The 21,944-nt window shown below is 59.2% G+C and carries 22 protein-coding genes; 8 read left to right on the plus strand and 14 right to left on the minus strand.

The genetic code is table 11. The annotated features are described in order from the left end of the window. Positions 1–11 precede the first annotated feature (11 nt). Genes BUQ90_RS03465 through BUQ90_RS03475 form a run of 3 tightly spaced genes read right to left on the minus strand, consistent with a single transcriptional unit; the run spans position 12 to position 2,412 of the window. Positions 12–920, minus strand: coding sequence for a prephenate/arogenate dehydrogenase family protein (locus BUQ90_RS03465; protein WP_074203730.1), 909 nt, complete (start codon positions 918–920; stop codon positions 12–14). Continuing rightward, positions 920–2,017 (minus strand): histidinol-phosphate transaminase, encoded by a 1,098-nt coding sequence (gene hisC, locus BUQ90_RS03470; RefSeq protein ID WP_074204846.1) that lies wholly within the window; start codon positions 2,015–2,017, stop codon positions 920–922. Before hisC ends, BUQ90_RS03465 begins: the two co-directional genes overlap by 1 nt. Before the next feature lie 14 nt (positions 2,018–2,031). After that, entirely contained in the window at positions 2,032–2,412 is a 381-nt protein-coding gene (locus tag BUQ90_RS03475; RefSeq protein ID WP_074203731.1) for a nuclear transport factor 2 family protein, read from the minus strand. Positions 2,413–2,521: 109 nt separating this feature from the next. On the opposite strand from BUQ90_RS03475, the gene metX reads away from it, so the two are divergent. From metX to BUQ90_RS03495, 4 genes are all read left to right on the plus strand, one after another. Next, a complete protein-coding gene (metX, locus tag BUQ90_RS03480; protein ID WP_074203732.1) occupies positions 2,522–3,646 on the plus strand; it encodes a homoserine O-acetyltransferase MetX in 1,125 nt (374 codons plus the stop codon). Further along, a complete protein-coding gene (gene metW / locus BUQ90_RS03485) occupies positions 3,643–4,233 on the plus strand; it encodes a methionine biosynthesis protein MetW (RefSeq protein WP_074203733.1) in 591 nt (196 codons plus the stop codon). Before metX ends, metW begins: the two co-directional genes overlap by 4 nt. A 4-nt stretch (positions 4,234–4,237) precedes the next feature. Then, complete coding sequence (locus BUQ90_RS03490; protein ID WP_074203734.1) at positions 4,238–4,750, plus strand: hypothetical protein; 513 nt, start codon at positions 4,238–4,240, stop codon at positions 4,748–4,750. A gap of 80 nt (positions 4,751–4,830) precedes the next feature. Further along, positions 4,831–6,624 (plus strand): SLC13 family permease, encoded by a 1,794-nt coding sequence (locus BUQ90_RS03495; protein ID WP_074203735.1) that lies wholly within the window; start codon positions 4,831–4,833, stop codon positions 6,622–6,624. Positions 6,625–6,636: 12 nt separating this feature from the next. Here BUQ90_RS03495 and BUQ90_RS03500 read toward each other — a convergent pair whose 3' ends face one another. The 7 genes from BUQ90_RS03500 to rpmI form a co-directional block, all read right to left on the minus strand. After that, a complete protein-coding gene (locus tag BUQ90_RS03500) occupies positions 6,637–7,113 on the minus strand; it encodes a YtoQ family protein (RefSeq protein WP_074203736.1) in 477 nt (158 codons plus the stop codon). An 11-nt stretch (positions 7,114–7,124) separates the two neighbouring features. After that, a complete protein-coding gene (locus BUQ90_RS03505) occupies positions 7,125–8,699 on the minus strand; it encodes a peptide chain release factor 3 (protein WP_074203737.1) in 1,575 nt (524 codons plus the stop codon). A 36-nt stretch (positions 8,700–8,735) separates the two neighbouring features. Then, positions 8,736–9,647, minus strand: coding sequence for an aldose 1-epimerase family protein (locus BUQ90_RS03510; protein ID WP_074203738.1), 912 nt, complete (start codon positions 9,645–9,647; stop codon positions 8,736–8,738). Further along, positions 9,640–12,012 (minus strand): phenylalanine--tRNA ligase subunit beta, encoded by a 2,373-nt coding sequence (gene pheT, locus BUQ90_RS03515; RefSeq protein ID WP_074203739.1) that lies wholly within the window; start codon positions 12,010–12,012, stop codon positions 9,640–9,642. The genes BUQ90_RS03510 and pheT overlap by 8 nt, the downstream gene beginning before the upstream one ends. After that, complete coding sequence (gene pheS / locus BUQ90_RS03520; RefSeq protein WP_074203740.1) at positions 12,009–13,124, minus strand: phenylalanine--tRNA ligase subunit alpha; 1,116 nt, start codon at positions 13,122–13,124, stop codon at positions 12,009–12,011. Before pheS ends, pheT begins: the two co-directional genes overlap by 4 nt. A 196-nt stretch (positions 13,125–13,320) precedes the next feature. After that, positions 13,321–13,683 (minus strand): 50S ribosomal protein L20, encoded by a 363-nt coding sequence (rplT, locus tag BUQ90_RS03525; RefSeq protein WP_074203741.1) that lies wholly within the window; start codon positions 13,681–13,683, stop codon positions 13,321–13,323. Positions 13,684–13,723: 40 nt separating this feature from the next. After that, positions 13,724–13,924 (minus strand): 50S ribosomal protein L35, encoded by a 201-nt coding sequence (rpmI, locus tag BUQ90_RS03530; protein ID WP_074203742.1) that lies wholly within the window; start codon positions 13,922–13,924, stop codon positions 13,724–13,726. A gap of 162 nt (positions 13,925–14,086) precedes the next feature. Between rpmI and BUQ90_RS03535 the strand changes: the two genes are divergently transcribed. Next, complete coding sequence (locus tag BUQ90_RS03535) at positions 14,087–14,560, plus strand: hypothetical protein (protein ID WP_074203743.1); 474 nt, start codon at positions 14,087–14,089, stop codon at positions 14,558–14,560. A gap of 29 nt (positions 14,561–14,589) precedes the next feature. Here BUQ90_RS03535 and BUQ90_RS03540 read toward each other — a convergent pair whose 3' ends face one another. From BUQ90_RS03540 to BUQ90_RS17380, 4 genes are all read right to left on the minus strand, one after another. Further along, positions 14,590–15,477 carry a helix-turn-helix domain-containing protein gene (locus BUQ90_RS03540; RefSeq protein WP_074203744.1) on the minus strand — a complete coding sequence of 296 codons (888 nt, stop codon included), beginning with the start codon at positions 15,475–15,477 and terminating at the stop codon, positions 14,590–14,592. Further along, positions 15,465–16,244, minus strand: a complete 780-nt coding sequence (gene hisN / locus BUQ90_RS03545) for a histidinol-phosphatase (RefSeq protein ID WP_074203745.1) — start codon at positions 16,242–16,244, stop codon at positions 15,465–15,467. The genes BUQ90_RS03540 and hisN overlap by 13 nt, the downstream gene beginning before the upstream one ends. Before the next feature lie 66 nt (positions 16,245–16,310). Continuing rightward, complete coding sequence (locus BUQ90_RS03550; protein ID WP_074203746.1) at positions 16,311–17,246, minus strand: ribose-phosphate pyrophosphokinase; 936 nt, start codon at positions 17,244–17,246, stop codon at positions 16,311–16,313. Between the two features lie 115 nt (positions 17,247–17,361). Further along, on the minus strand, positions 17,362–18,159 hold the full coding sequence (locus BUQ90_RS17380; protein ID WP_159437021.1) for a LytTR family DNA-binding domain-containing protein: 798 nt from the start codon (positions 18,157–18,159) through the stop codon (positions 17,362–17,364). A gap of 148 nt (positions 18,160–18,307) precedes the next feature. Here BUQ90_RS17380 and BUQ90_RS03560 point away from each other — a divergent pair, with 148 nt between their 5' ends. Genes BUQ90_RS03560 through gltX form a run of 3 tightly spaced genes read left to right on the plus strand, consistent with a single transcriptional unit; the run spans position 18,308 to position 21,874 of the window. After that, positions 18,308–18,844 (plus strand): DUF2306 domain-containing protein, encoded by a 537-nt coding sequence (locus BUQ90_RS03560; protein WP_074203747.1) that lies wholly within the window; start codon positions 18,308–18,310, stop codon positions 18,842–18,844. Positions 18,845–18,884: 40 nt separating this feature from the next. Then, entirely contained in the window at positions 18,885–20,540 is a 1,656-nt protein-coding gene (locus tag BUQ90_RS03565) for an NAD+ synthase (protein ID WP_074204848.1), read from the plus strand. Beyond that, positions 20,537–21,874, plus strand: a complete 1,338-nt coding sequence (gene gltX, locus BUQ90_RS03570; RefSeq protein ID WP_074203748.1) for a glutamate--tRNA ligase — start codon at positions 20,537–20,539, stop codon at positions 21,872–21,874. The genes BUQ90_RS03565 and gltX overlap by 4 nt, the downstream gene beginning before the upstream one ends. Positions 21,875–21,944 lie beyond the last annotated feature (70 nt).

A 21,944-nucleotide genomic window follows, 5' to 3' on the forward strand; every position in this document is an offset into this window, starting at 1 on the left:
GACGGACGGCTTTATTCGTGATGCCGGCCGAAATCCGGCGCGGCGTCGTCCTGACCTTCTTCGATGATCCGGCGGCGGATGGCCCGGGTCTTTGTGAAAAGGTCGAACAGTTCATCGCCCTTGTCCCAGCGAATGGCTCGCTGCAGGGCGGTCAGATCTTCGGAAAAGCGCTGCAGCATTTCGAGCACGGCGTCCTTGTTGGACATGAAGACATCGCGCCACATGGTGGGGTCGGAAGCGGCAATCCGGGTGAAGTCGCGGAAACCGCCGGCCGAATATTTGATCACTTCGCTGCGCGTCACATCTTCGAGATCTGATGCGGTTCCCACGATCGTATAGGCAATCAGATGCGGCAGATGGCTGGTCACGGCGAGTACGAGGTCATGATGCTTTGCGTCCATGATCTCGATATTGGCACCCAGCTTCTCCCAGAAGGCACGAACCTTTTCGATATCGGCTTTCACCGCAGTTTCCGGTGGAGTGAGGATGCACCAGCGATCCTGGAACAGGGTGGCGAAGCCGGCATCCGGGCCGCTATGCTCGGTCCCGGCCACCGGATGGGCGGGAATGATCCGCGCTTCGGGCAGCACTTCGGTGAGTGCGGCGATCACGCTCGCCTTGGAGGAGCCGACATCACTGATTACAGCGTCGGCGGGCAGATCGGCACCTATGTCCGCCGCGGTGGAAGCCATGGCGCCCACCGGAACACAGAGCATCACCAGATCGGCATCAATGACGGCCGCGCCGGCGCTGTCGCTGATATCATCACAAAAACCGAGCTCGGTGGCACGGGCGCGGACGGCGGGATCCTGATCAAAGCCGGTGATCCGGGCACCTGGCATCTGCGCGCGCGTGGCATGGGCAATAGACGATCCGATCAGTCCCAGTCCGATGATCGCAATATTGGCAAAAGGGAGCATCAGGCGGCTTCCAGAATTGCACGCAGGGCCGCTGCCACGCCGCGCGTTTCCTCTTCGGTCCCGATGGTGATCCGCAGGCCATTGACCAGTCCCTGTCCGGGCAGCCAGCGCACCGCATAGCCTTTTTCCATCAGCGCATTATTGGCCTGTTCTGCGGTGACTTTGCCTTCGAGCAGAACAAGCAGGAAATTGGTATGGCTCGGGATGACCCGCAGGCCGTGATTGCCCATCCCCGTCAATTCATCGGACAGCCACTGGCGCCAGCGGCGGTTATGTTCCCGGCTGGATGCGACAAAATCTTCCGACGCCAAGGCTGCCAGCGCGGCTTCCTGGCCGGCGGTAGTGACATTGAACGGCAGACGGATCCGGTTCATGGCGCCGATAATCTCCTCCGGCCCATATCCCCAGCCAATCCGTTCGGCAGCCAGTCCGTGGATTTTGGAGAAGGTCCGGGTGACCAGCACATTGGGTAGCGTCGCCGCCATTTCCAGCGCCTGATCATCCTCGTCTGCTTCGAGATATTCCGCATAGGCACCGTCCAGCACGAGCAGGACATGGGCAGGCAGGGCTGCCTGCAACCGGCGGATCTCTTCGGCGCTCGACAGGGTGCCGGTGGGGTTGTTGGGATTGGCGATGAAAACCACCCGGGTGCGATCGGTCACCTTGGCAAGGATCGCATCGACATCGGTGCCATAATTGACATCGTCCGCGATGACCGGTGTCCCGCCATAGCGACGCGCGGCAATATCATAGACGGCAAAGCCATATCGGACATAGATAATCTCGTCGCCCGGTCCACTGAAAGCATTGGCGGCCAGGTGCAGGATATCATCCGAGCCGGTGCCGCAGATGATCCGGGCCGGATCGAGATCATGCTTTGCCGCAATTGCTTCCCGCAACTTTGTGGACCCGGGATCGGGATAGCGCGGGACCTCGCCCGAGGCATCGGACAGTGCCTGTTTCGCCGCCGGGCTGCACCCGAGGGGATTTTCATTGGCCGACAGCTTGACCAGTTTCTGCCCGCTGTCGCTGCTCGACTTGCCCGGCACATAGGGCGCAATGCCCATGATCCAGTCTTTCGGTTGTGGTTTGCTCATAACATCAATTCCCATCAGAACATGCCATTGTCATTCTTCGACCGTTTCGGGATCACCTGCAATACGTCCCAATGTTCCACTATCTTGTCGTTGTCATCAAACCGGAAGATATCCATCCCCGCATAATCTTCATCGCCAGGCCATTTCTGATGACAGTGCAGCACTACCAGTTTGCCCTCCTCGACAGAGCGGACAAATTCCACCGACTTGCCGGGATAGTCGCGAGTCATCCGGTCAAAATAGTCGATAAAAGCCTGCTTGCCGTCACCCACCTCCGGATTGTGCTGGACATAATCCGCACCGACATAGCGCTCAACCGCCTCCGCTGCCTTGCACTGATTGAACATCAGATCATAAAAGGCCTTTGCTTTGTCGGTTTTGCTTTGTCCGGTCATGGAATGGTCCCGCTCGCGAAATATTGGCTCTCGACTAGTCACAAGCGGTCTTGTGTCAACTGCAATATCAATTGACGCCCCGGTTTTAGCGCCTTAGCCCCTGCAATCCATGAATGACGATCTGCGCTTTGGACTGGACAGGGCTGTCCAGCTGCCCGGTCCGCTGGCTCTGGACAGCGGGGCCACGCTGGCGCCTGTCGATATTGCCTATGAGACCTATGGCACGCTCGATGCCGATGCCGGCAATGCGATCCTCATCTGTCACGCACTGACTGGCGATCAATATGTTGCTTCCACCCATCCCGTTACCGGCAAGGATGGCTGGTGGGTTCGCATGGTGGGGCCCGGCAAGCCGATTGATACCGATCGCTATTTTGTCATCTGTGCCAATGTGATTGGCAGCTGCCTCGGGAGCAGCGGGCCGGCCACCGTCAATCCGGCAACGAACGAGGCCTGGGCGATGGAGTTTCCGGTGCTCACCATAGCCGACATGGTGCGGGCCCAGGCGATGCTGCTGGATCATCTTGGCATCGAACGCCTCCACAGCGTGGTCGGCGGTTCGATGGGCGGGATGCAGGGTATCAGCTGGACAGCGCTCTATCCGGAGCGTGTGAAATCGGCGGTAATCATTGCCTCGACCGCCAAGCACAGCGCCCAGAATATCGCTTTTCACGAAGTCGGGCGCCAGGCGATTATGGCCGACCCGCGCTGGCGGGGCGGGGCCTATTATGCCGATGAAGATCCGCCGGTCAGCGGCCTGGCTGTGGCCCGGATGGCAGCGCATATCACCTATTTGTCCGAAGAAGGTCTGACCGAGAAATTCGGGCGGCGGCTGCAGGACCGGGATGCAAAGACTTTCGGGTTCGACGCCGATTTTCAGGTCGAGAGCTATCTCCGCCATCAGGGCAGCACTTTTACCGACCGCTTTGATGCCAACAGCTATCTCTACATCACCCGGGCGATGGACTATTTTGATCTCGCCGAAGACCATGGCGGATCGCTGGCCACCGCCTTCACCGGATCAAAGGCGCGCTTTTGTCTGATAAGTTTTGACAGCGACTGGCTATATCCGACTGCGGAATCACGGGCGATCGTCCATGCCCTGAACGCGGCAGGAGCCGAAGCCAGTTTTGTTGAACTGTCCGCCCCCTTTGGCCATGACAGCTTCCTGCTCGAAAATGCCGAGATGGACCGGATTGTCGGCGGGTTTCTCAAGTCGGGGGATGGGAAATGACTCTGCTCCGTCCGGACCTCCAGATCATTGCCGACAATATCACCCCCGGCAGCCGGGTGCTCGATATCGGTTGCGGTGATGGCGCCCTGATGGCCGCACTGCGCGATGACAAGGGCTGCGATGCGCGCGGGCTGGAAATCGATCCCGCCAATGTCGCCGCAGCGGTGGCCAAGGGGCTCAGCGTGGTCCAGGGCGATGCCGACACCGACCTGACGGCCTATCCCGATGGCAGTTTCGACTATGCCGTGCTCAGCCAGACCTTGCAGACAACCATGCGCCCCGACATGATCGTGGAGCAGCTTTTGCGCATCGGGCAGCAGGGCTTTGTCAGTTTCCCCAATTTTGCCCATTGGCGCGTCCGTCTGTCGCTCCTTATCGGCGGCCGCATGCCGGTCACCCGGCTGTTGCCTGAACGCTGGTATGACACACCCAATATCCACCATGTCACGATTGACGATTTCCGCTCGCTGGTGCGGGAAGAACAGTTGCAACAGGAAGGCCAGTGGTTTCTCAGCGGGGACACACAAACCGGCCGCGGTCTGGCCAATCTGATGGCCGAACATGCGGTGTTTTTGCTGCGGGGGTGATCGGGTGGAATATGAGCTCGTCTATGATGCCGCTACTGCAGGATTTTCAGGCTGGATGTTTGTCGGAATCGGATTGGTGATCACGGCGGTTTCAGGAACCCTTTTGTTTTTTCCCAACCTTCGCCAGTATTTTGGAAAAATTCAAAATAGGTTCTTTGGAAACTGGTATTACTGGCTGATTTTTCTCTTCGCCATTTTCTGGACAATGACAGCTGGAATCATCACTTGGACCGATAACACGCGAGTTGCAGATGCATCCGAACACAATCGTTGCACGGTGGTTGAAGGAGAAGTTGAAAATTTTGTTCCAATGCCGAAAAGCGGTCATGCTCGTGAGACATTCACGGTCGAAGAGGTTGATTTCGCATTTTCCGATTACGTTATAACTGGGGGATATAACAACACCAGGTCTCATGGTGGATCGATCACAGGGGGTGCGAAAGTACGAATCTGCTATATTGAGGGATTCGACGCCAGTTCTAATCTGATTGCGAGATTGGAAGTCGCGAAGGAATAACTGAATCCCCCTGTTCAGCACATTATAACCCTGTATTCTGACAGGCTTGAACATCGGGCTGTTGGCCGAAGGAGCGGAATTTGGACTGGGCATCCACCTGGGAACTGGCACAACCCTATGTCGGACTGGCGATTCTTGTCGCCCTGTTCTGGGCCTTTGTCACCGAGAAGCAGGGGCCGGCGGTTACTGCGGTCGTCGCGGCAGCGATGATGCTGGTGCTGGGGCTGCTCAGCAGCGATGACCTTTTCGGGGTCTTTTCCAATCCGGCGCCGCTGACGATCGGAGCGATGTTCATTCTCTCCGGGGCGTTGATGCGGACGGGCGTGATCGAGGCGCTGGCAGGATTCGCAGCCCGGCATGCGGAAGACCGGCCGAAACTCGCGATAGGCGGATTTCTGGGCGGGACCTTCGGCGCATCCGCCTTTATCAACAATACACCGGTGGTGATCATCCTGATTCCGATCATGAAGAAAATCGCCGCCGTCGCCGGTATCGCCGCGAGCAAGCTGCTGATCCCGCTATCCTATATTTCCATTCTCGGCGGCAGTCTCACTCTCTTGGGAACATCCACCAACCTGCTTGTTGACGGTGTGGCGCAGCAAAATGGCCAGGCTCCTTTCGGCCTGTTCGAAATCACCACGGTCGGCCTGATTGCCGCCGCGACCGGGATTGTGATGATCGGTATATTGGGACCTTTTCTGCTGCCGGACCGGAAAAGCGGGGGGCTCGCCGACGGGCAGGTCGAAACCCGCTATCTGACAGATATCCGGTTTGAGGACGAAAGCAGTTTACTGGGCAAAACAGTATCGGCGACCAGGCTTTTCGCTCCATCCGGCGCCACGGTCCTGGGACGCAAGCTGGGAAATGTCGTCGATCGTTCCGACATGACTGATCATGTCCTGTCAGGCGGTGACACGCTGGTCGCTTCGGTCACCCAGGAAGAATTGCTGTCGCTCGCCAAGACGCCGGGATTGAAGATTGGATATGCGGGTGTGAAACAGCCGGATACGCCGCTCGAGGATGAGCATACGCGGCTGGTCGAACTGGTGATTGGCCCGTCACACCGGTCGGTTGGCAAGTCGCTTCCCAATCTGCCGTTCCTGTCACGGGTGCCCGCGCGCGTTCTGGGGCTGTCCCGGCCGCGCCATATTGCCGGCCCGCTGCTGTCGTCGGCGCGTATTCGACATGGCGACAGCCTGCTGGTTCAGACGGATGATATCTCGATCGCGACCTTGCAGGAAAATGCCGATCTGGTGCACCTGCAGGAACCCGACGCGCGCGCCTATCGTCGCCACCGGGCGCCGATCGCGATCGCGACACTGGCGATCATCATCATCGCAGCGACACTGGGTGTGATTCCCATTGCTGCTCTGGCCATGATCGGCGTGGCGGTGGTCCTGGTCACCAAGTGCATCGACAGCGAGGAGGCGTGGGGCGCACTGGACGGCAATGTGCTGGTGCTGATTTTCGCCATGCTGGCGGTCGGAAAGGGGCTGGAAAATGCCGGCACGGTGCAGCTGATCGTCGACACCATCCTGCCGCTGCTGAACATGATGCCGCCGCTGTTGCTGATCATCGCGGTCTATTCGCTGACTTCCCTGCTGACCGAGACGGCGACCAATAACGCGGTAGCCGTGATCATGACGCCGCTGGTCATCGGTATCGCCGAGCAGACCGGCGTGGATGTCCGGAGTCTGCTGGTGGCGGTCATGTTCGGTGCATCGGCGAGCTTTGCAACACCTGTTGGCTATCAGACCAACACGCTTGTCTACACGTCAGGTGGCTATCGCTTCTCCGATTTCGTGTGGATCGGCCTGCCGCTCAACATTGGTGTCGGGCTGGCTGCTTGCCTGGCGATCCATTATGTCTTTTGATCCGGGGAAGCCTCAGGCCTGATCTGTGTAACCGGCCAGTCGTCCATTGATTACATAATCAAGTATCTCGACAATCTGCGCGGGGGTTTCAGCAACCGCCAGAGCTGCGGCATCGACCTCCTTGAGCGGGTGCACGATATCCGGTCCGTGATTAATGATCAGCGGTTTGCCGAGGGCGGCAGCATAGCCGGCATCAAAGGCAGCGTTCCACTGTTTGTACTTGTCGCCGAAGCGAACCACGACAATATCCGCTTCCTTGAGCAAGGTGGATGTCCGGATCGCATTTAGCTGGGCACCCTTGCGATCATGCCAGAATTTTTGATCCTCGGCGCCCAATATGGTGACCCCGCAATCATCAGAGGCGGGATGGTCTGTCACCGGTGCAGAGAAGCGGACCGGCAGGCCTTTTGCGGCCGCGCCTTCGGCAATTTCCTGACGCCAGTTGGTGTGGATTTCTCCCGAAAGATAAACGGACCAGATATCGGGCATGCTGATGTCTCCTATCGTTCGCGCGTTGCGCTGAAGGTGATTTCGGGATTGCGTTCTTCCTGATAACCGACATCCCAGGCCGATTTGGCGAGAAAGACCAGATTGTCATCCCGGTCGCGGGCGAGGCTGGTCTGGTTGATATTGGCAAAAGCATTCAGGATTTCGTCGCTGCCATTGATCCAGCGTGCAGTCTCGAATGGCGCGGCTTCGAGCGATGCCTCGACCTTGTATTCGGCGGACAGGCGGGAGATCAGCACGTCGAGCTGCAGCTGGCCGACGACGCCGATAATCCAGTTGGCACCAATTTCCGGATAGAAGACCTGCACCACGCCCTCTTCGCTGAGGTCGTCGAGCGCCTTGCGCAATTTCTTCGTCTGGGTCGGATCCTTCAGGATCACGCGCCGCAGAATCTCCGGTGCGAAATTGGGTAACCCGGTAATTCGCACCTGATTTTTTTCGGACAGCGTATCGCCAACGCGCAGCGTCCCGTGATTGGGAATACCGATAATGTCACCGGGCAGGGCGGTGTCGGCAATTTCCCGGTCCTGTGCGAAAAACAGGATGGGAGAATGAATGGCGATCGGTTTGCCCAGTGCCGACGGGATCAGTTTCATGCCGCGTTTGAATTCTCCCGAGCACAGCCGCATGAAGGCAATGCGGTCGCGGTGCTGGGGATCCATGTTCGCCTGGATCTTGAACACAAAACCGGTCACATCGCTGCTGTCCGGCTGTATCGGGTCGGGCTCGGCGGGCTGTGGTCGGGGTGGCGGCGCATGTTCGGCGATCGCCTCGATCAGTTCCTCGACGCCAAATTGTTTCAGCGCTGATCCGAAAAAGACCGGAGTCAGGTCACCGTTGCGATAGGCTTCGAGATCGAAGCTGGCATAGCCACCTTGCGCCAGTTCGCCCTCTTCGGTCAGCCGGGTCAGCGCTTCCGGGCTCAAAACTTCCTCCAGTTTCGGATCGTCGAGCCCGGTAAATTGCTGTGCCTTGCCGTCATAATTTTTGCTGTCGCCTTCCGGCTGGTGCAGCTGGTTGCGAGTGAGGTCGTAAATGCCTTCAAACTGCCCGCCCATGCCGGTCGGCCAGCTCATCGGACAGACGTCGAGGGCGAGCTTGTCGGCGACCTCATCGAGCAATTCGAAAGGATCGCGGCCTTCGCGGTCGACCTTGTTGACGAAGGTGATGATCGGCACGCTGCGCAGGCGACAGACTTCGAAAAGCTTGAGCGTCTGGGACTCGATCCCGCTTGCCGCATCAATCACCATGATCGCACTGTCGACGGCAGTCAGCGTGCGATAGGTGTCTTCCGAAAAATCTTCATGGCCCGGCGTGTCGAGCAGATTGAAGGTTATGCCGTTCCGCTCAAAGGTCATCACCGAGCTGGTCACCGAAATGCCGCGCTGCTGCTCGATCTTCATCCAGTCAGACCGCGCCCGCCGGTTGTCGCCGCGCGCCTTGACCTCGCCGGCGAGATGGATCGCACCGCCTTTGAGCAACAGTTTTTCGGTCAGCGTCGTTTTACCGGCATCCGGGTGGGAGATGATGGCAAAGGTGCGGCGGGGGTTTCTGGAATTATCGGTCATGACTGGAACCCGGCAATAGGGAAAACGGGCGGGAGATCAACCCGGCTTTCCATTTTCCCGCAGCCCGACGTACATGTGGAACGAGCGGGACTCGCCCGGCGCCAGTGTCATCATCCCCGGCTTGTCGGTAAAATCCCCGTCATAACCGGCCGGATCTGCCATCCCGGCCCAGGGCTCGATACACAGATAGCGGGCGCCGGGAATCTGCCAGATACCCAGCCAGGGCGTATCGGGAAAGGCGATGTCGAGCCGGGTCTGCCCCGGCACCCCCCAGGTCAGCTGGCGGCTGGCCAGATCATCCCAGATGATCGCGTCTTCCTCGAAAAGGGCATATTCCGGACGCAGCGTCCGGCCCCTCACAGGCGAGGGCCGCGGAGCCGGGGCGATCAGTCCGGGCTCCACCCCAATTCGCCGGATCGGTGCCGGTTCGGCTTTCTCAAAATGGATCTCATGTTCCCCTGCCGCGCCGCCAAAGGGGAGGGGCCAGGCAAAGGCGGGATGAAAACCGAAGCTGAACGGCATGTCCCGGTCGTCCTGGTTGGCCACCGTTGCGGTTTTCCGCAATTCTGCGCCCTTCAGTTCAAAGGCCATGTCGAGCCGGAATTCGAAAGGATATTGGGCGCGTGTTGTCGCATTGGCGCACAGGGAAAACGTCGCCCTGCCGTCCGCGCTTTGGGTCAGTTCAAATTGCTGTCGCCGGGCAAAGCCATGTTTCTCCATCGCATATTCCCGGCCCTCTAGCCGGTAACGATCATGGCGCAGCCGTCCGACAATCGGGAATAGCAAAGGCGCCCGGCCGGTCCAGTAAGCCGGATCAGCATCGGTCATCAGCTCGCGATCCTGCATGTCGCGCAAAGACCAGAGCTCGGCCCCCAGCGGATGGATCGCAGCCCGAAGGCCGTCCGATGCTATGCTGACGAGATCCGGCGGGACCGGACCGTCACCCACGCAATTCCGCTCCCAGCTTGGACGCGCTCGCGACAACTTTGTCCGTCAGAGCTTTCAGATCCTCTTCCGTCAGCGTCGCTTCCGTCGGCTGCAGGGTCACGTCCACCGCGAGCGATTTCTTGCCTTCGCCGAGCGATTCACCCTCGAACAGGTCGAAAACCCGCGCATCGGTGATCAGTTTTTTGTCTGCACCCTTCACGGCCCGGACCAGATCATTGGCTGCCAGATCCGCGTCGACGATGAAAGCGAAGTCGCGGCTGACGGCTTGCAAGGCCGGCGGGGCGAACGCGTCGCGCATATGACCGGATTTCTTTTTGACCGGAATCGCATCCAGGAAGATTTCAGCCGCCACGGCACCGCCTTTCAATCCCAGCGCCTTCGTGACATTCGGGTGAAGGGCACCATAGGCCGCCAGGATCTTCTTGGGCCCCAGACGCAGTGTGGCAGACTGACCGGGATGGTAATGGTCCCCAGCCTCCCCGAAATCCATCAGCTTGCCCACCGGTGCGCCGGCGGCCAGCAGAATCTCGAGCACATGGGCCTTGGCATCATAGGCATCGAATTTCGTTGCGGCCCCATTTTGCCAGCTACGCGGCTGGCCGGCTCCGGCGAGGATCAGGCCGATGGTCGGATGTTCGGTCGATTCCAGATAGCGGCGACCGACTTCAAACAGGCGAATCGACGACGCGCCGCGATCGGCATTGCGCTGAGCCGCGGCGATCAGGCCGGGCAGTAGCGATGGACGCATGACCTTCAGGTCTTCCGAAATCGGATTGGCCAGCGACCATGTCCCGCCGCCAAAGGGTGCGGCTTCCTTCTCCGAAATGAAGCTCCAGGTCACGGTCTCGTTGAGCCCGCTGGCGGCTGCAGCCCGGCGAGCTTTGCGTTCGGCCAGCTGTTCGGGTGAGGCAGTCGGTTTGGCGACACCGGCCTGGCGCGGCAAAGGTGTCGAGGGAATCGCATCCAGACCTTCGATCCGGATCACTTCCTCGACCAGATCCTGCCAGCCATGCACATCCCGGCGCCATGTCGGCACCGTGACCTGCCAGGTACCATCGACGCTGAATCCAAGTGCTTCCAGAATCTCTTTCTGCCGGTCTTCGGTCACATCAACGCCGCCGAGCAAGAGGCATTTTGCGGGATCATAAGCGATGCTGCGCTGACTGGTCGGCGGCGTACCGGCGCGCGTAACCTCGCTGGCACTGCCGCCGCAAAGGTCGAGCACGAGCCGCGTGGCAATATCGATCCCGTCGTCGAGAAAGGCCGGATCAACGCCGCGCTCAAAGCGCTGACGGGCGTCGCTGGTCAGCATTAGTTTCTGGCCGGTCCGCGCAATATTCTCGGGCGTGAAATAGGCACATTCTATCAGCACTTCGGTCGTGGATTCTTCCGAACCGGTTTCGGCGCCGCCCATGATGCCGCCAATATCATGCGCACCACTCGCGTCGGCAATCACGGTCATGGTCTGGTCGAGGACATATTCCTTGTCGTTGAGCGCAACCAGCTTTTCGCCATCGACAGCTTTGCGGGCAACGAGACCGCCGTTCAGCTTGCTGACGTCATAGACATGCAGCGGCCGGCCATGGTCGAGCATGACATAATTGGTAATGTCGACCAGGGCGTTGATCGGTTTCTGGCCTGCCGATTTCAGCCGGGCCTGCATCCAGTCGGGCGAGGCGCCATTGGTCAGACCGCTGACCGTGCAACCATAGAAGGCGGGACAGCCGTCGGGATCTTCAGTCCTGACGTCCGGACCCGCACCGGATCGTTCCGGGGCAGTGCCGTCCAGCGGAATGAGTTTGCCCAGACCTGCAGCCGCCAGATCGCGCGCCACGCCGCGCACACCCATGCAGTCCTGCCGGTTGGGCGTGATCGCGATATCAATCACCGGATCATCGAGATTCGCATAATCCGCATAGCTCTGGCCAACGGCGTCCGCCGCCGTGGCGTCGAGCTCGATAATCCCGTCATGATCATCACCCAGCTCCAGTTCGCGCGCACTGCACATCATGCCGAAACTTTCGACATCCCGGATCTTCGCCGGTTTCAGCGTGAAATCACTGCCGGGGATATAGGTGCCCGGCGGTCCGAATACGCCGACCATGTCCTTTTTCGCATTGGGCGCGCCGCACACCACCTGCCACGGTTCATCGCTGCCATCGTCAACCTTGAGCAGTTGCAGCTTGTCGGCATTGGGATGCGGCCCGGCTTCGATGACCTTCGCGACGCGGAACGGGCGCAGCGCGTCTGCCGGATTCTCGAGCCCTTCGAGTTCCAGGCCGATATCGGTCAGTTTTTCGGTAATTTCGGTGAGGCTCGCGTCCGTCTCGAGATGCGCCTTGAGCCAGCTCAAAGAGAATTTCATGCGCCTACTCCCCCGCTCAGCGTCGGGACATCAAGCGCATCAAATCCATAATGTTCGATCCAGCGCAGGTCGCCATCGAAAAAGGCGCGCAGGTCGTCCATGCCATATTTCAGCATGGCCAGCCGGTCGATCCCGCAGCCAAAGGCGAACCCCTGCCAGACATCCGGATCCAGTCCGCAATTGCGGATAACATTCGGGTGGACCATGCCGGAGCCCAAAATCTCCATCCATCCGCCTTCATTGCTGCGCGCGTCACCGCCGATGATGCGCCGGCCCTGTTCCACCGAGAAGCCCACATCCACTTCGGCGGATGGCTCGGTGAACGGGAAATAGCTGGGCCGCAGCCGCAGTTCGATATCATCCCGTTCGAAAAAGGCGCGGACGAAGGTTTCCAGCGTCCATTTCAGATGCCCCATGTGAATGTTCCGGTCGATGACCAGACCCTCGACCTGATGAAACATCGGCGTGTGCGTGGCATCGCTGTCTGACCGGTAGGTCCGGCCAGGCGCGATGATGTAGATCGGCTCGCCATCGCCGCCGGTCCGCTCGGCAACATCCATCATTGTCCGGATCTGCACTGGCGATGTGTGGGTGCGCAGCAGCTTCGGCATGCCCTTGTCATCCGTCTGCGGGAAATAAAATGTGTCATGCATCGCACGCGCCGGATGGGTGTCCGGAATGTTCAGCGCGGTGAAATTGTGCCAGTCATCTTCGATCTCGGGGCCCGTGGCGACCGAGAAGCCCAGATCGGCGAAGATTTCCGCCAGTTCGTCCATCACCTGGCTGACCGGATGCACGCTGCCTGCCGGCCTGGCCGGAGGCGGCAAGGTCAGGTCGAGCGTTTCGGTGGCCAGTTTCGCATTGAGCGCTTCGCTTTCGATCGCGTCTTTGCGGGCGGCAATCGCGTCGGCGACCGCCTGCCGTGCGCCATTGATTTTGGGACCCTCGCTCTGCCGTTCTTCCGGTGTCATCTTGCCCAGAGTTTTCAGGAGTAGCGAAATCTCCCCCTTCTTGCCGAGTGCCGCCACGCGGACGGCTTCCAGCGCATCGCCATCTGCCGCGGCTGCGACCTGCGTCAGATATGTATCCTTGATTGTTTCAATATCACTCATGATTCACCCAACCCCGTCGCATCATCGTCATGCTGAACCTGTTTCAGCATCCATCTAGCCGCTTGCAGCCTCCTATCAAGGAGAAATGGACCCTGAAGCAAGTTCAGGGTGACAAGTGATCGCATGTTTCCTTTCCCCAAAACAAAAAAGCGCCGAGAGATTGCTCTCCGGCGCTTTTTTCAAATAATGAAAACGCTCAGGCTTTCGCCAGTGCGTCCTGCGCCTGTTTGATGACGCCTTTAAACACTTCCGGTTCGTTCATCGCCAGATCGGCCATGACCTTGCGGTCGAGCTCGATGCCGGCCAGCTTGGTGCCGTGGATGAAATTGCCGTAGGTCATGCCTTCCTGGCGGACAGCGGCGTTGATTCGCTGGATCCAGATCGCGCGGAATGCCCGCTTTTTGACCTTGCGGTCGCGATAGGCATATTGCCCGGCTTTCTCGACAGCCTGCCGAGCGATGCGGATCGTGTTCTTGCGGCGGCCATAATAGCCTTTTGCCTGATCCAGTAATCTCTTATGCTTTGTACGAGTGGTCGTACCCCGTTTTACACGTGCCATTTTCTATATATCCTTGAATTCTGAAATGTCGCGAGAGCTCTTACAGCCCGTATGGCGCCCATTTTTTCACTGTCCGCGCATCCGCATCACACAATTTCTTGGTGCCGCGATTTTGACGGATATATTTGCTGTTATGGCTGATCAAACGGTGGCGTTTGCCGGCTACGCCGTGCTTTACCTTGCCGTTTGCGGTGATCTTGAAGCGTTTCTTCACACCGCTTTTGGTCTTCAACTTGGGCATTTTGGTCTCCTTGTCTTGAGTCCGTTACGGACGAACATGGCAGCCCACACTGGCCAGAACGTCACATCGGAAAGGGCGCAGTAGCAGGATTCGGCAGGATTGCAAGCAAAGAGTGGCCTCGTTGACGATGCGCAATATCTGCGATAATTGGGAAGTGTGAGATTGCTCCAGATACCTTTACCAACAAAACCATGGCCAATTTGGCTGACCGCAATTTCCATACCCTTCGTTTTAGTCGGGACTGCGTTTATCTACTATCCCCTGCTGGGCAAGTCGGGAACCCTCGACCCCCATGCCGATACAATAGCAATTCCCATGTACGGTAGCTTGATGGTAGCAGTACCGCTCGCGATTTTCGTGTTGGTGGTCACTTCCATTGTGATGATCTTCTATTCCGGGCGTTCGGCAAAATTGTTCGCCTGGAATTCTGATCGGCCGATTCTCACGGCAATAATATCGGTGGTTTTTGGCGGCCCCGCCATTCTGTTGTTTCTTTCCTTCTTGAACAGCATCATTCAGATACATCCTTGGTATGACTATATCCTAGAGATAAACTCACTGCTCTGGATTGCCTGGTTATTGCTTCTAAGAGGCGTTCTGGTATCGAGGACCATGGTGGATGATGACTCAGACTGACCTGGCGAAACCAAGAAATTGAACAGGATCTATTTGCTTGAAGGATCATGCAGCACCTGCATGCCGGCCCCGGCTGCCGCCATCCGGCCGTGTACCGCGGCGTTCATGAAGGGGTGGGGCAGGGCCTTGTAGGCGCTGGCGCTCATGCCCATGAAACGCTGGAAGTCGCGGCCGAAATGGGCCTGGTCATAATATTGCGGGTCGATCGTCGAGATCCAGTTCTGTTCCGGGTTGAGCATATTCTCCGCGAGGCTGCGCAGAAACCGCTGGCGGCGGAGCAGCAATTTCGGTGCGAAACCAAAGGCCTTGCGACTCAACCGGTCGAGCGACCGTCCGCCGATCCCCAGCCGGTCCGCCATTTCCTGGACTGTGCCGAGTTCCGGATCGACGAGAATGACATGGGCTTGCTGAACCAGCTCATTATCCTCCGGCGCCTGTTTCAGCAGGTCGAGAAGAAAGCTGTTGATCCGCGCCGCTTCTTCGGCGGCTGGCGCAGGATCGTCATAGATGGTTTGGTGCAAGCTGGCGAACTTGTCGAAAACCGGATCTGAGTCGCCATCGGTGCTTTTGTCCGCATAATCTTCGGCGGACGCCCCGACCAGCTTGACCCATCCTCCAGGCAGCAGGCCGATCCCCCAGGACCGCATGTTTGTGGCCCGGAACCGGGTGGCCCGGCTGGTCGGCCCGGCCACAAAGAAATGCGGCGCTTCCTCCATCGGGCCATCCCCGATCGCGCCGGTGGGCAGATCGCCGGTGATGAACCGCAAATTGGCCCATTCCGGATGCAGATAATCGCTGATCGGCTTGCCGTCGCTGCTCTGCACTTCGGTCAGATAGAGCGTGCTGACATAGGGTTTCAGCGGATCAGCCGGCGCAAAGAAACGGATTTTGACATCGGACTGGTTTAGTGATGACAAGCCATCGCCTCCAGCACGTCATCGACCCGCGCCTGATCCCCGATGGCGAGGACGTGACCATCCGCTTCGGCGTGCAGCGGCTCGCCGTTCCAGTCGCACATCATTCCTCCGGCGCCATCGACGATTGGTGCCAGGGCGGCGAAATCATGCAGCATCAGTCCGGCCTCGCAAACCACGTCGACATGGCCACTCGCGACGAGACCGTAATTATAACAATCACCACCATAGATGATTTTCCGCGGCGCCACCTTGCCAGCGAGGCTCATGAAATGTTCAGCATCATGTTCGTCGAACTGATGCGGTGTGGTTGTCGCGAGCACGGCGTCTTTCAGATCCCGGCAGCGGGATGTTTTTGCAGGTTCGCCATTGAACAGCGTCGGGCGTCCGACGACACCCAGCCAGCGTTCGCGGGCAATCGGCTGGTCGATAATGCCCAGCACCGGCCAGCCATCCTGCATCAGCGCAATCAAGGTGCCGAATATCGGACGTCCGGCGATGAAACTTGTGGTGCCGTCAATCGGATCGAGAATCCACTGCCGCGATGCACCTTCGTTGATGCTGCCATATTCCTCACCGACAATGCCATCCTCCGGACATTCGGCTTCGATGATTTTCCGCATGGCTGCTTCGGCCGCACGATCGGCTTCGGTAACAAAGGTCGAATCGCTTTTGGCTTCCTGATCAAATTTGGCGCGAAAAAACGGCCGGATGGCCTCTCCGGCGGCTTCTGCCAGCTGTTCTGCGAGGGAAATGTCCTTGGGTGTCACGAGTCACTATCCTGTTATGAGCCAATGACTTACCAAAACCGGGAGACTTCCCCAACCGCGAAATGATCAGTCAAACAGGCTGGAAACCGAACTTTCGTCGGCAATCCGCTTGATCGCTTCGCCAAGCAAGGGGGCGATGGTGAGATGGCGAATCTTTTGCGAATCCTTCACCGCCTCGGTGGCGCCGATGGAATCGGTGATCACCAGCTCTTTCAAGCCGCTGTCATCGACCCGCGCGACAGCCCCGCCGGACAAGACGCCATGGGTGATATAGGCGACAACTTCGGTCGCGCCCTTGTCCTTCAACGCCTGGGCGGCGTTGCACAGGGTGCCGCCGGAATCGACAATGTCATCGATCAGGATGCAAAAACGCCCGGAGACATCGCCGATAATGTTCATCACTTCGGACTCGCCGGCCCGCTCGCGGCGTTTGTCGACAATGGCGAGCGGGGCGTTGTCGAGCCGCTTGGCCAGTGCTCGTGCGCGAACCACGCCGCCGACATCGGGCGAAACGACCATCAGCTCATGTGCGCCGAAACGGGCCTGGATGTCCGCTGACATCACCGGAGCGCCATAGAGATTGTCCGTCGGGATATCGAAAAAGCCCTGAATCTGACCGGCGTGGAGGTCGACCGACAGGACCCGGTCGGCACCGGCTTCGGTGATCAGATTGGCCACCAGCTTGGCCGATATCGGCGTCCGCGGGCCGGGCTTCCGGTCCTGACGGGCATAGCCGAAATAGGGGATGACGGCGGTGATGCGTTTGGCCGAGGCGCGGCGCAGGGCATCGATGCCGATCAGCAGTTCCATCAGATTGTCATTGGCCGGGAAGCTGGTTGACTGCAGGATGAAGACATCCTCGCCCCGGACATTCTCGTGGATCTCGACAAAAATCTCGTCATCGGCAAAGCGTTTGACACTGGCATCGCAGAGCGGAATGTCGAGATAGTCAGCGACTGCCTGAGCGAGTGGCAGATTGCTGTTGCCGGACATGAGTTTCATTGATTGGCTTCCCCCCGAGAGCGGGAACGGGAACCCCTGTGAGGAGTGCCGGACCCGAATGACTGATTCGGACCCTTGTTAGACAGATGCCGGCAGAATCAAAAGTGCCTTTTGCTCAAATCCAGCCCAATTGTTTCAGTTTGGCGACACTGGTTCGGGAAACCGGGACTTCCAGTCCGTTCTGCAGCACCAGACGCAGGTTTCGGCCGTCCCGCCGGATCGTTTTGACGGCGTCCTCAGCCACCCACCAGCTGCGGTGGGTCTGCGCACCCGTCACACCCTCCATCTCGGCTATCGCATCCGACAGGCGCATGAGCAGCATTTCGCTGCGATCAGCGCTGTGGACCCGGACATAATGATCCTCGACGCCGAGTGCGAGAATCGATTCGGGAAATCCGGCTGGTAGCCGGTCGAGCAGCCTGGTCCTGGGCATCTTTGAGCTGGCCGGCATGTCGTTCGTGACGGCACCCGAAGCCGGTACCGGTGCCGTCGCTGTCCGCGCGTCATCAGCCGGAAAAATCAATCGCATCAGAAGGAAGATCCCGACGCCGACCCCGGCGCACTGCAGATAGAGCAGGCCGAATGCGGAGCCCGTGAGATAGGTGCCCCAGCGCATGCCGCTGATCGCGAAACCGATCAGGATCGTCAGCGGCAGGGCCGCTACGGCGACGGCGATGGCTATGGCAACGGGCAGGGGGATGCGGCTCTGTTCGTGGAGCCATCCTGCAGCGCGGGTGATCGGCCGGAATATCGCATAGCCGACCAGAATGAACCCGACCCAGTACAGCAGCCGCAGCGGCAGGGGCATGGGATAGGTGCCGAATGGCCCGAGCAGGCCAAGAATGAGGCCGATTCCGGCAATGACGAGCAGCTCAACGCTGAGGCGCTGCGCAAGGGATGGTTCCCCGGTCATCCCGTTCGCGCTTCGTGAACGGGCAAGTGGTCCGGCAGGGCGGTTTTCACGAAGAAACTGATCATTCGGCGCATCTGTCGTGGAATATCGCGGTGGCACGTGAACATAAAGATGAAATTGCAGATCCACACACCATAAGGATGAAAACATGACGACACAGCAGCCTTCCCGTACCGGCGGATACACTCTCCAGACCGCGATACTGCTTGGCGGGGCAATCATCCTGATGACATTTGCGCTGATGGCGCTGAGCAGCATGACCGGCGGTTTCGTCGCGGACGAGAATACGATTGCCGAACAGGAAGGTCTGAACGTTCCGATCATCATCCATCTGGCCACGGTTTTGCCTGCTGTTCCTCTGGGCGCATGGGTGCTGTGGCGCAAGAAGGGTGATGCGTTGCACAAGATTCTCGGGCGGATCTGGGGAATGCTGATGATCATTACCGCCATTTCCAGTTTCTGGATCGGAGAGCCCGGCACAGGCATCGCCGGTTCAGGCCTGAGCTTCATCCACATCTTCTCGGTGCTGGTTCTGGTGTCGGTCCCGATGGGTGTCTGGGCGCTGCGCGTCGGAGATTATGCCGGTCACCAGCGCGCAATGCAGGGCATGTATATCGGACTGATTGTCGCCGGACTGTTTTCCTTCATTCCCGGCCGCATTCTCGGGACCGCAGTTTTCGGATAATTTGTTTGCCGTTGTCGCTGGCGCTTTCTATCAGAGCGCCATGACGGACAAACTCACCATCACCATGGCCCAGCTGACCCAGTCGGTCGGCGATCTGCGCGGCAATGCCGATGCGATGCTGGCCGTATATGGAGATCATCCGGGCAGCGACCTTGTGGTCTTTCCGGAGCTGCAGCTGATCGGGTATCCGCCCGAGGATCTGGTCCTCAAACCGGCGGTAGCCGAACGCGCGGAAGCGGAGATGCAGCGCCTGGCTGAAGCCACCGCCGGACGGAATGGTGCGATGCTGGTGGGGTCAATCTTCCGGGAAGACGACCGGCTGTATAATGGTATTGCCCTGCTCGAGAATGGTCAGATTGCCGAGGTCCGGTACAAGGTCGAGCTGCCCAATTACGGCACATTTGACGAGAAGCGGCTGTTCACATCCGGTCCGCTGCCCGAGCCGATCGACTTTCGCGGCTGCCGGATCGGACTGCCGATTTGCGAAGATGTCTGGTTCCCGACCGTTTGCCAGCATCTGAAAGACCGTGGCGCGCAGCTGTTCATCTCGGTCCATGGGAGCCCCTACGAGATCGAAAAGGATGACCGGCGCCTCGGACAGGTCGCAACGAAACGCGTGCGCGAAACCGGTATCCCCCTGATCTTCCTCAACCGGGTCGGCGGCCAGGATGAAGTGGTGTTTGATGGCGCCAGCTTCGTGCTCGACAAGGAAGTACAATTGACGCACCAGCTGCCGGACTGGGACGAAGCGATAGTCGACACTGTCTGGACGCAGGACCAGGACCGCTGGTCCTGCGCGCCCGGAGAAATCCATCAGCTGGATGACCATCCGGCCGACATTTACAATGCGATGATTGTCGGATTGCGCGACTATGTAAATGCCAACCGGTTCCCCGGCGTGATCCTGGGGCTGTCCGGCGGCATTGACAGTGCGCTCTCTGCTGCAGTGGCCGTGGATGCGCTGGGTGCGGACCGGGTCTGGTGCGTGATGATGCCGTCGCGCTTCACTTCGCAGGAAAGCCTGGATGATGCGGCGGGTTGCGCGGAAATGCTGGGCACGCGGCTGGATTCGATCCCGATCAATCCTGCGGTCGAAGGCTTTGACGCCATGCTGGAAGGCAGCTTCGCGGACAAGGAAGTGGACATTACCGAGGAGAATATCCAGTCGCGAATCCGCGGCGTCACCCTGATGGCGCTCAGCAACAAATTCGGTCACATGCTGCTTACCACCGGCAACAAGAGCGAAATGAGCGTCGGCTATGCCACTATCTATGGCGACATGGCCGGCGGCTATTCGGTGCTCAAGGATGCCTACAAACTGACCGTCTTTCGCTTGTCGGAATGGCGCAACCGGAACAAGCCCAGTCTCGGCATGGGCCCGGATGGCCCGGTCATGCCCGACACGGTGATCACCAAACCGCCCAGCGCGGAATTGCGCCCGGACCAGAAAGACAGCGACAGCCTCCCGGATTATGAAATCCTCGATCCGCTGCTGCACGGGCTGGTGGAAGAGGAGCTGTCCGTATCCGATCTGGTCGCGCGCGGTTTTGACCGCGATCTGGTCGTCCGGATCGAGCGGTTGCTCTATATTGCCGAATATAAACGTCGCCAGGCACCTCCCGGCGTCAAGCTCGGCACCCGGAATTTTGGCCGCGACCGGCGCTATCCCATTACCAATGCTTTCAGGACACCATGACCGTCAAAACCCGATTTGCTCCCTCGCCGACAGGTCATCTCCATGTCGGCAATATCCGCACCGCGCTGCACAACTGGATGTTTGCGCGCAAGCATGGCGGCACGTTCCTGCTGCGTCTGGACGACACCGACACCGAGCGGTCGAAGGAAGAATATGTCAGCGCGATCCGCGCGGATCTGGCCTGGCTGGGCATGCACCCCGACAGCGAGGAACGCCAGTCTGCACGATCCGCCCGCTACGAGGAAAAGTTCGCCGAGCTCAAGGCGAGCGGCCGGGTCTATCCGGCCTGGGAAACCGCGCAGGAACTGGATCTGAAACGCAAGATCCAGCTGGGTCGCGGCAAGCCACCCATTTATGATCGCGCCGCTCTGGATGTCAGTGATGACGAGATCGCCGCCTATGAAGCCGAAGGCCGGACCCCGCACTGGCGGTTTCGGCTGGATCATGACGGGCCGATTGTCTGGAATGACCTGATCCGGGGCGAGCAGAAATTTGATCCATCGCTCCTGTCCGATCCGGTAATTCGCCGCGAGGACGGCAGCTGGCTTTACATGCTGCCTTCGACGATTGACGATATGGACATGGGAATCACCCATGTCGTGCGCGGGGAAGACCATGTCGCCAACACGGCCGTCCAGATCCAGATGTTCGAGGCCTTTGACGCCCCGGTTCCGGAATTTGCCCATGAAGCGCTGCTGGTCGGGACCGAGGGCAAATTGTCGAAGCGGCTGGGATCGCTCGGGGTCAGCGGGTTTCGCGAACGTCATGTCGAGCCACAGGCGATTGTCGCGCTGCTCGCCCGGATCGGAACCAGTGATCCGGTGGAGCCGGTGACGCAAGTCGAGACCCTGGCAGAGGCATTCGACTTCGCCCGCTTTGGTCGCGCACCGGCCCGTTTTGACGAGGAAGAGCTGGCGCAGCTCAATCAGAAAATCGTTCACATGCTGGACCATGAAGCGGTCAGGGACCGGCTGCCCGAGGGCATGTCGGCCGCAGCATGGGATGTGATCCGGCCCAATCTCCACCATCTCGGCGAAGTGGATGGCTGGTGGCAGGTCGTTACCGGTCCGGTCAGCGGACCGGACCTGGATGCGGATGACAGTGATTATCTGCGACAGGCGCTATCGGCGCTGGAGGACTTGAGCTGGTCAGACACTATCTGGAAAGACTGGACGCTTGTTTTGAAGGAATCGACCGGCCGCAAGGGAAAGAAGCTGTTCATGCCCTTGCGTCAGGCCCTGACCGGGCTCGACCATGGTCCGGACATGAGCGCCCTGCTGCCCCTGATCGGACGAGATGCGGCGATTGAACGGCTGAAAACCAGCATTTCCTGAGAGGCTTCAGAAGCGCCGGTCGTCAGCAGACTGTGGCAAATTTGCGCTATCAAATGTAATAGTATAACAT

Origin of the sequence: Parasphingorhabdus marina DSM 22363 (assembly GCF_900128895.1) — a bacterium.
GTDB lineage: Bacteria > Pseudomonadota > Alphaproteobacteria > Sphingomonadales > Sphingomonadaceae > Parasphingorhabdus > Parasphingorhabdus marina.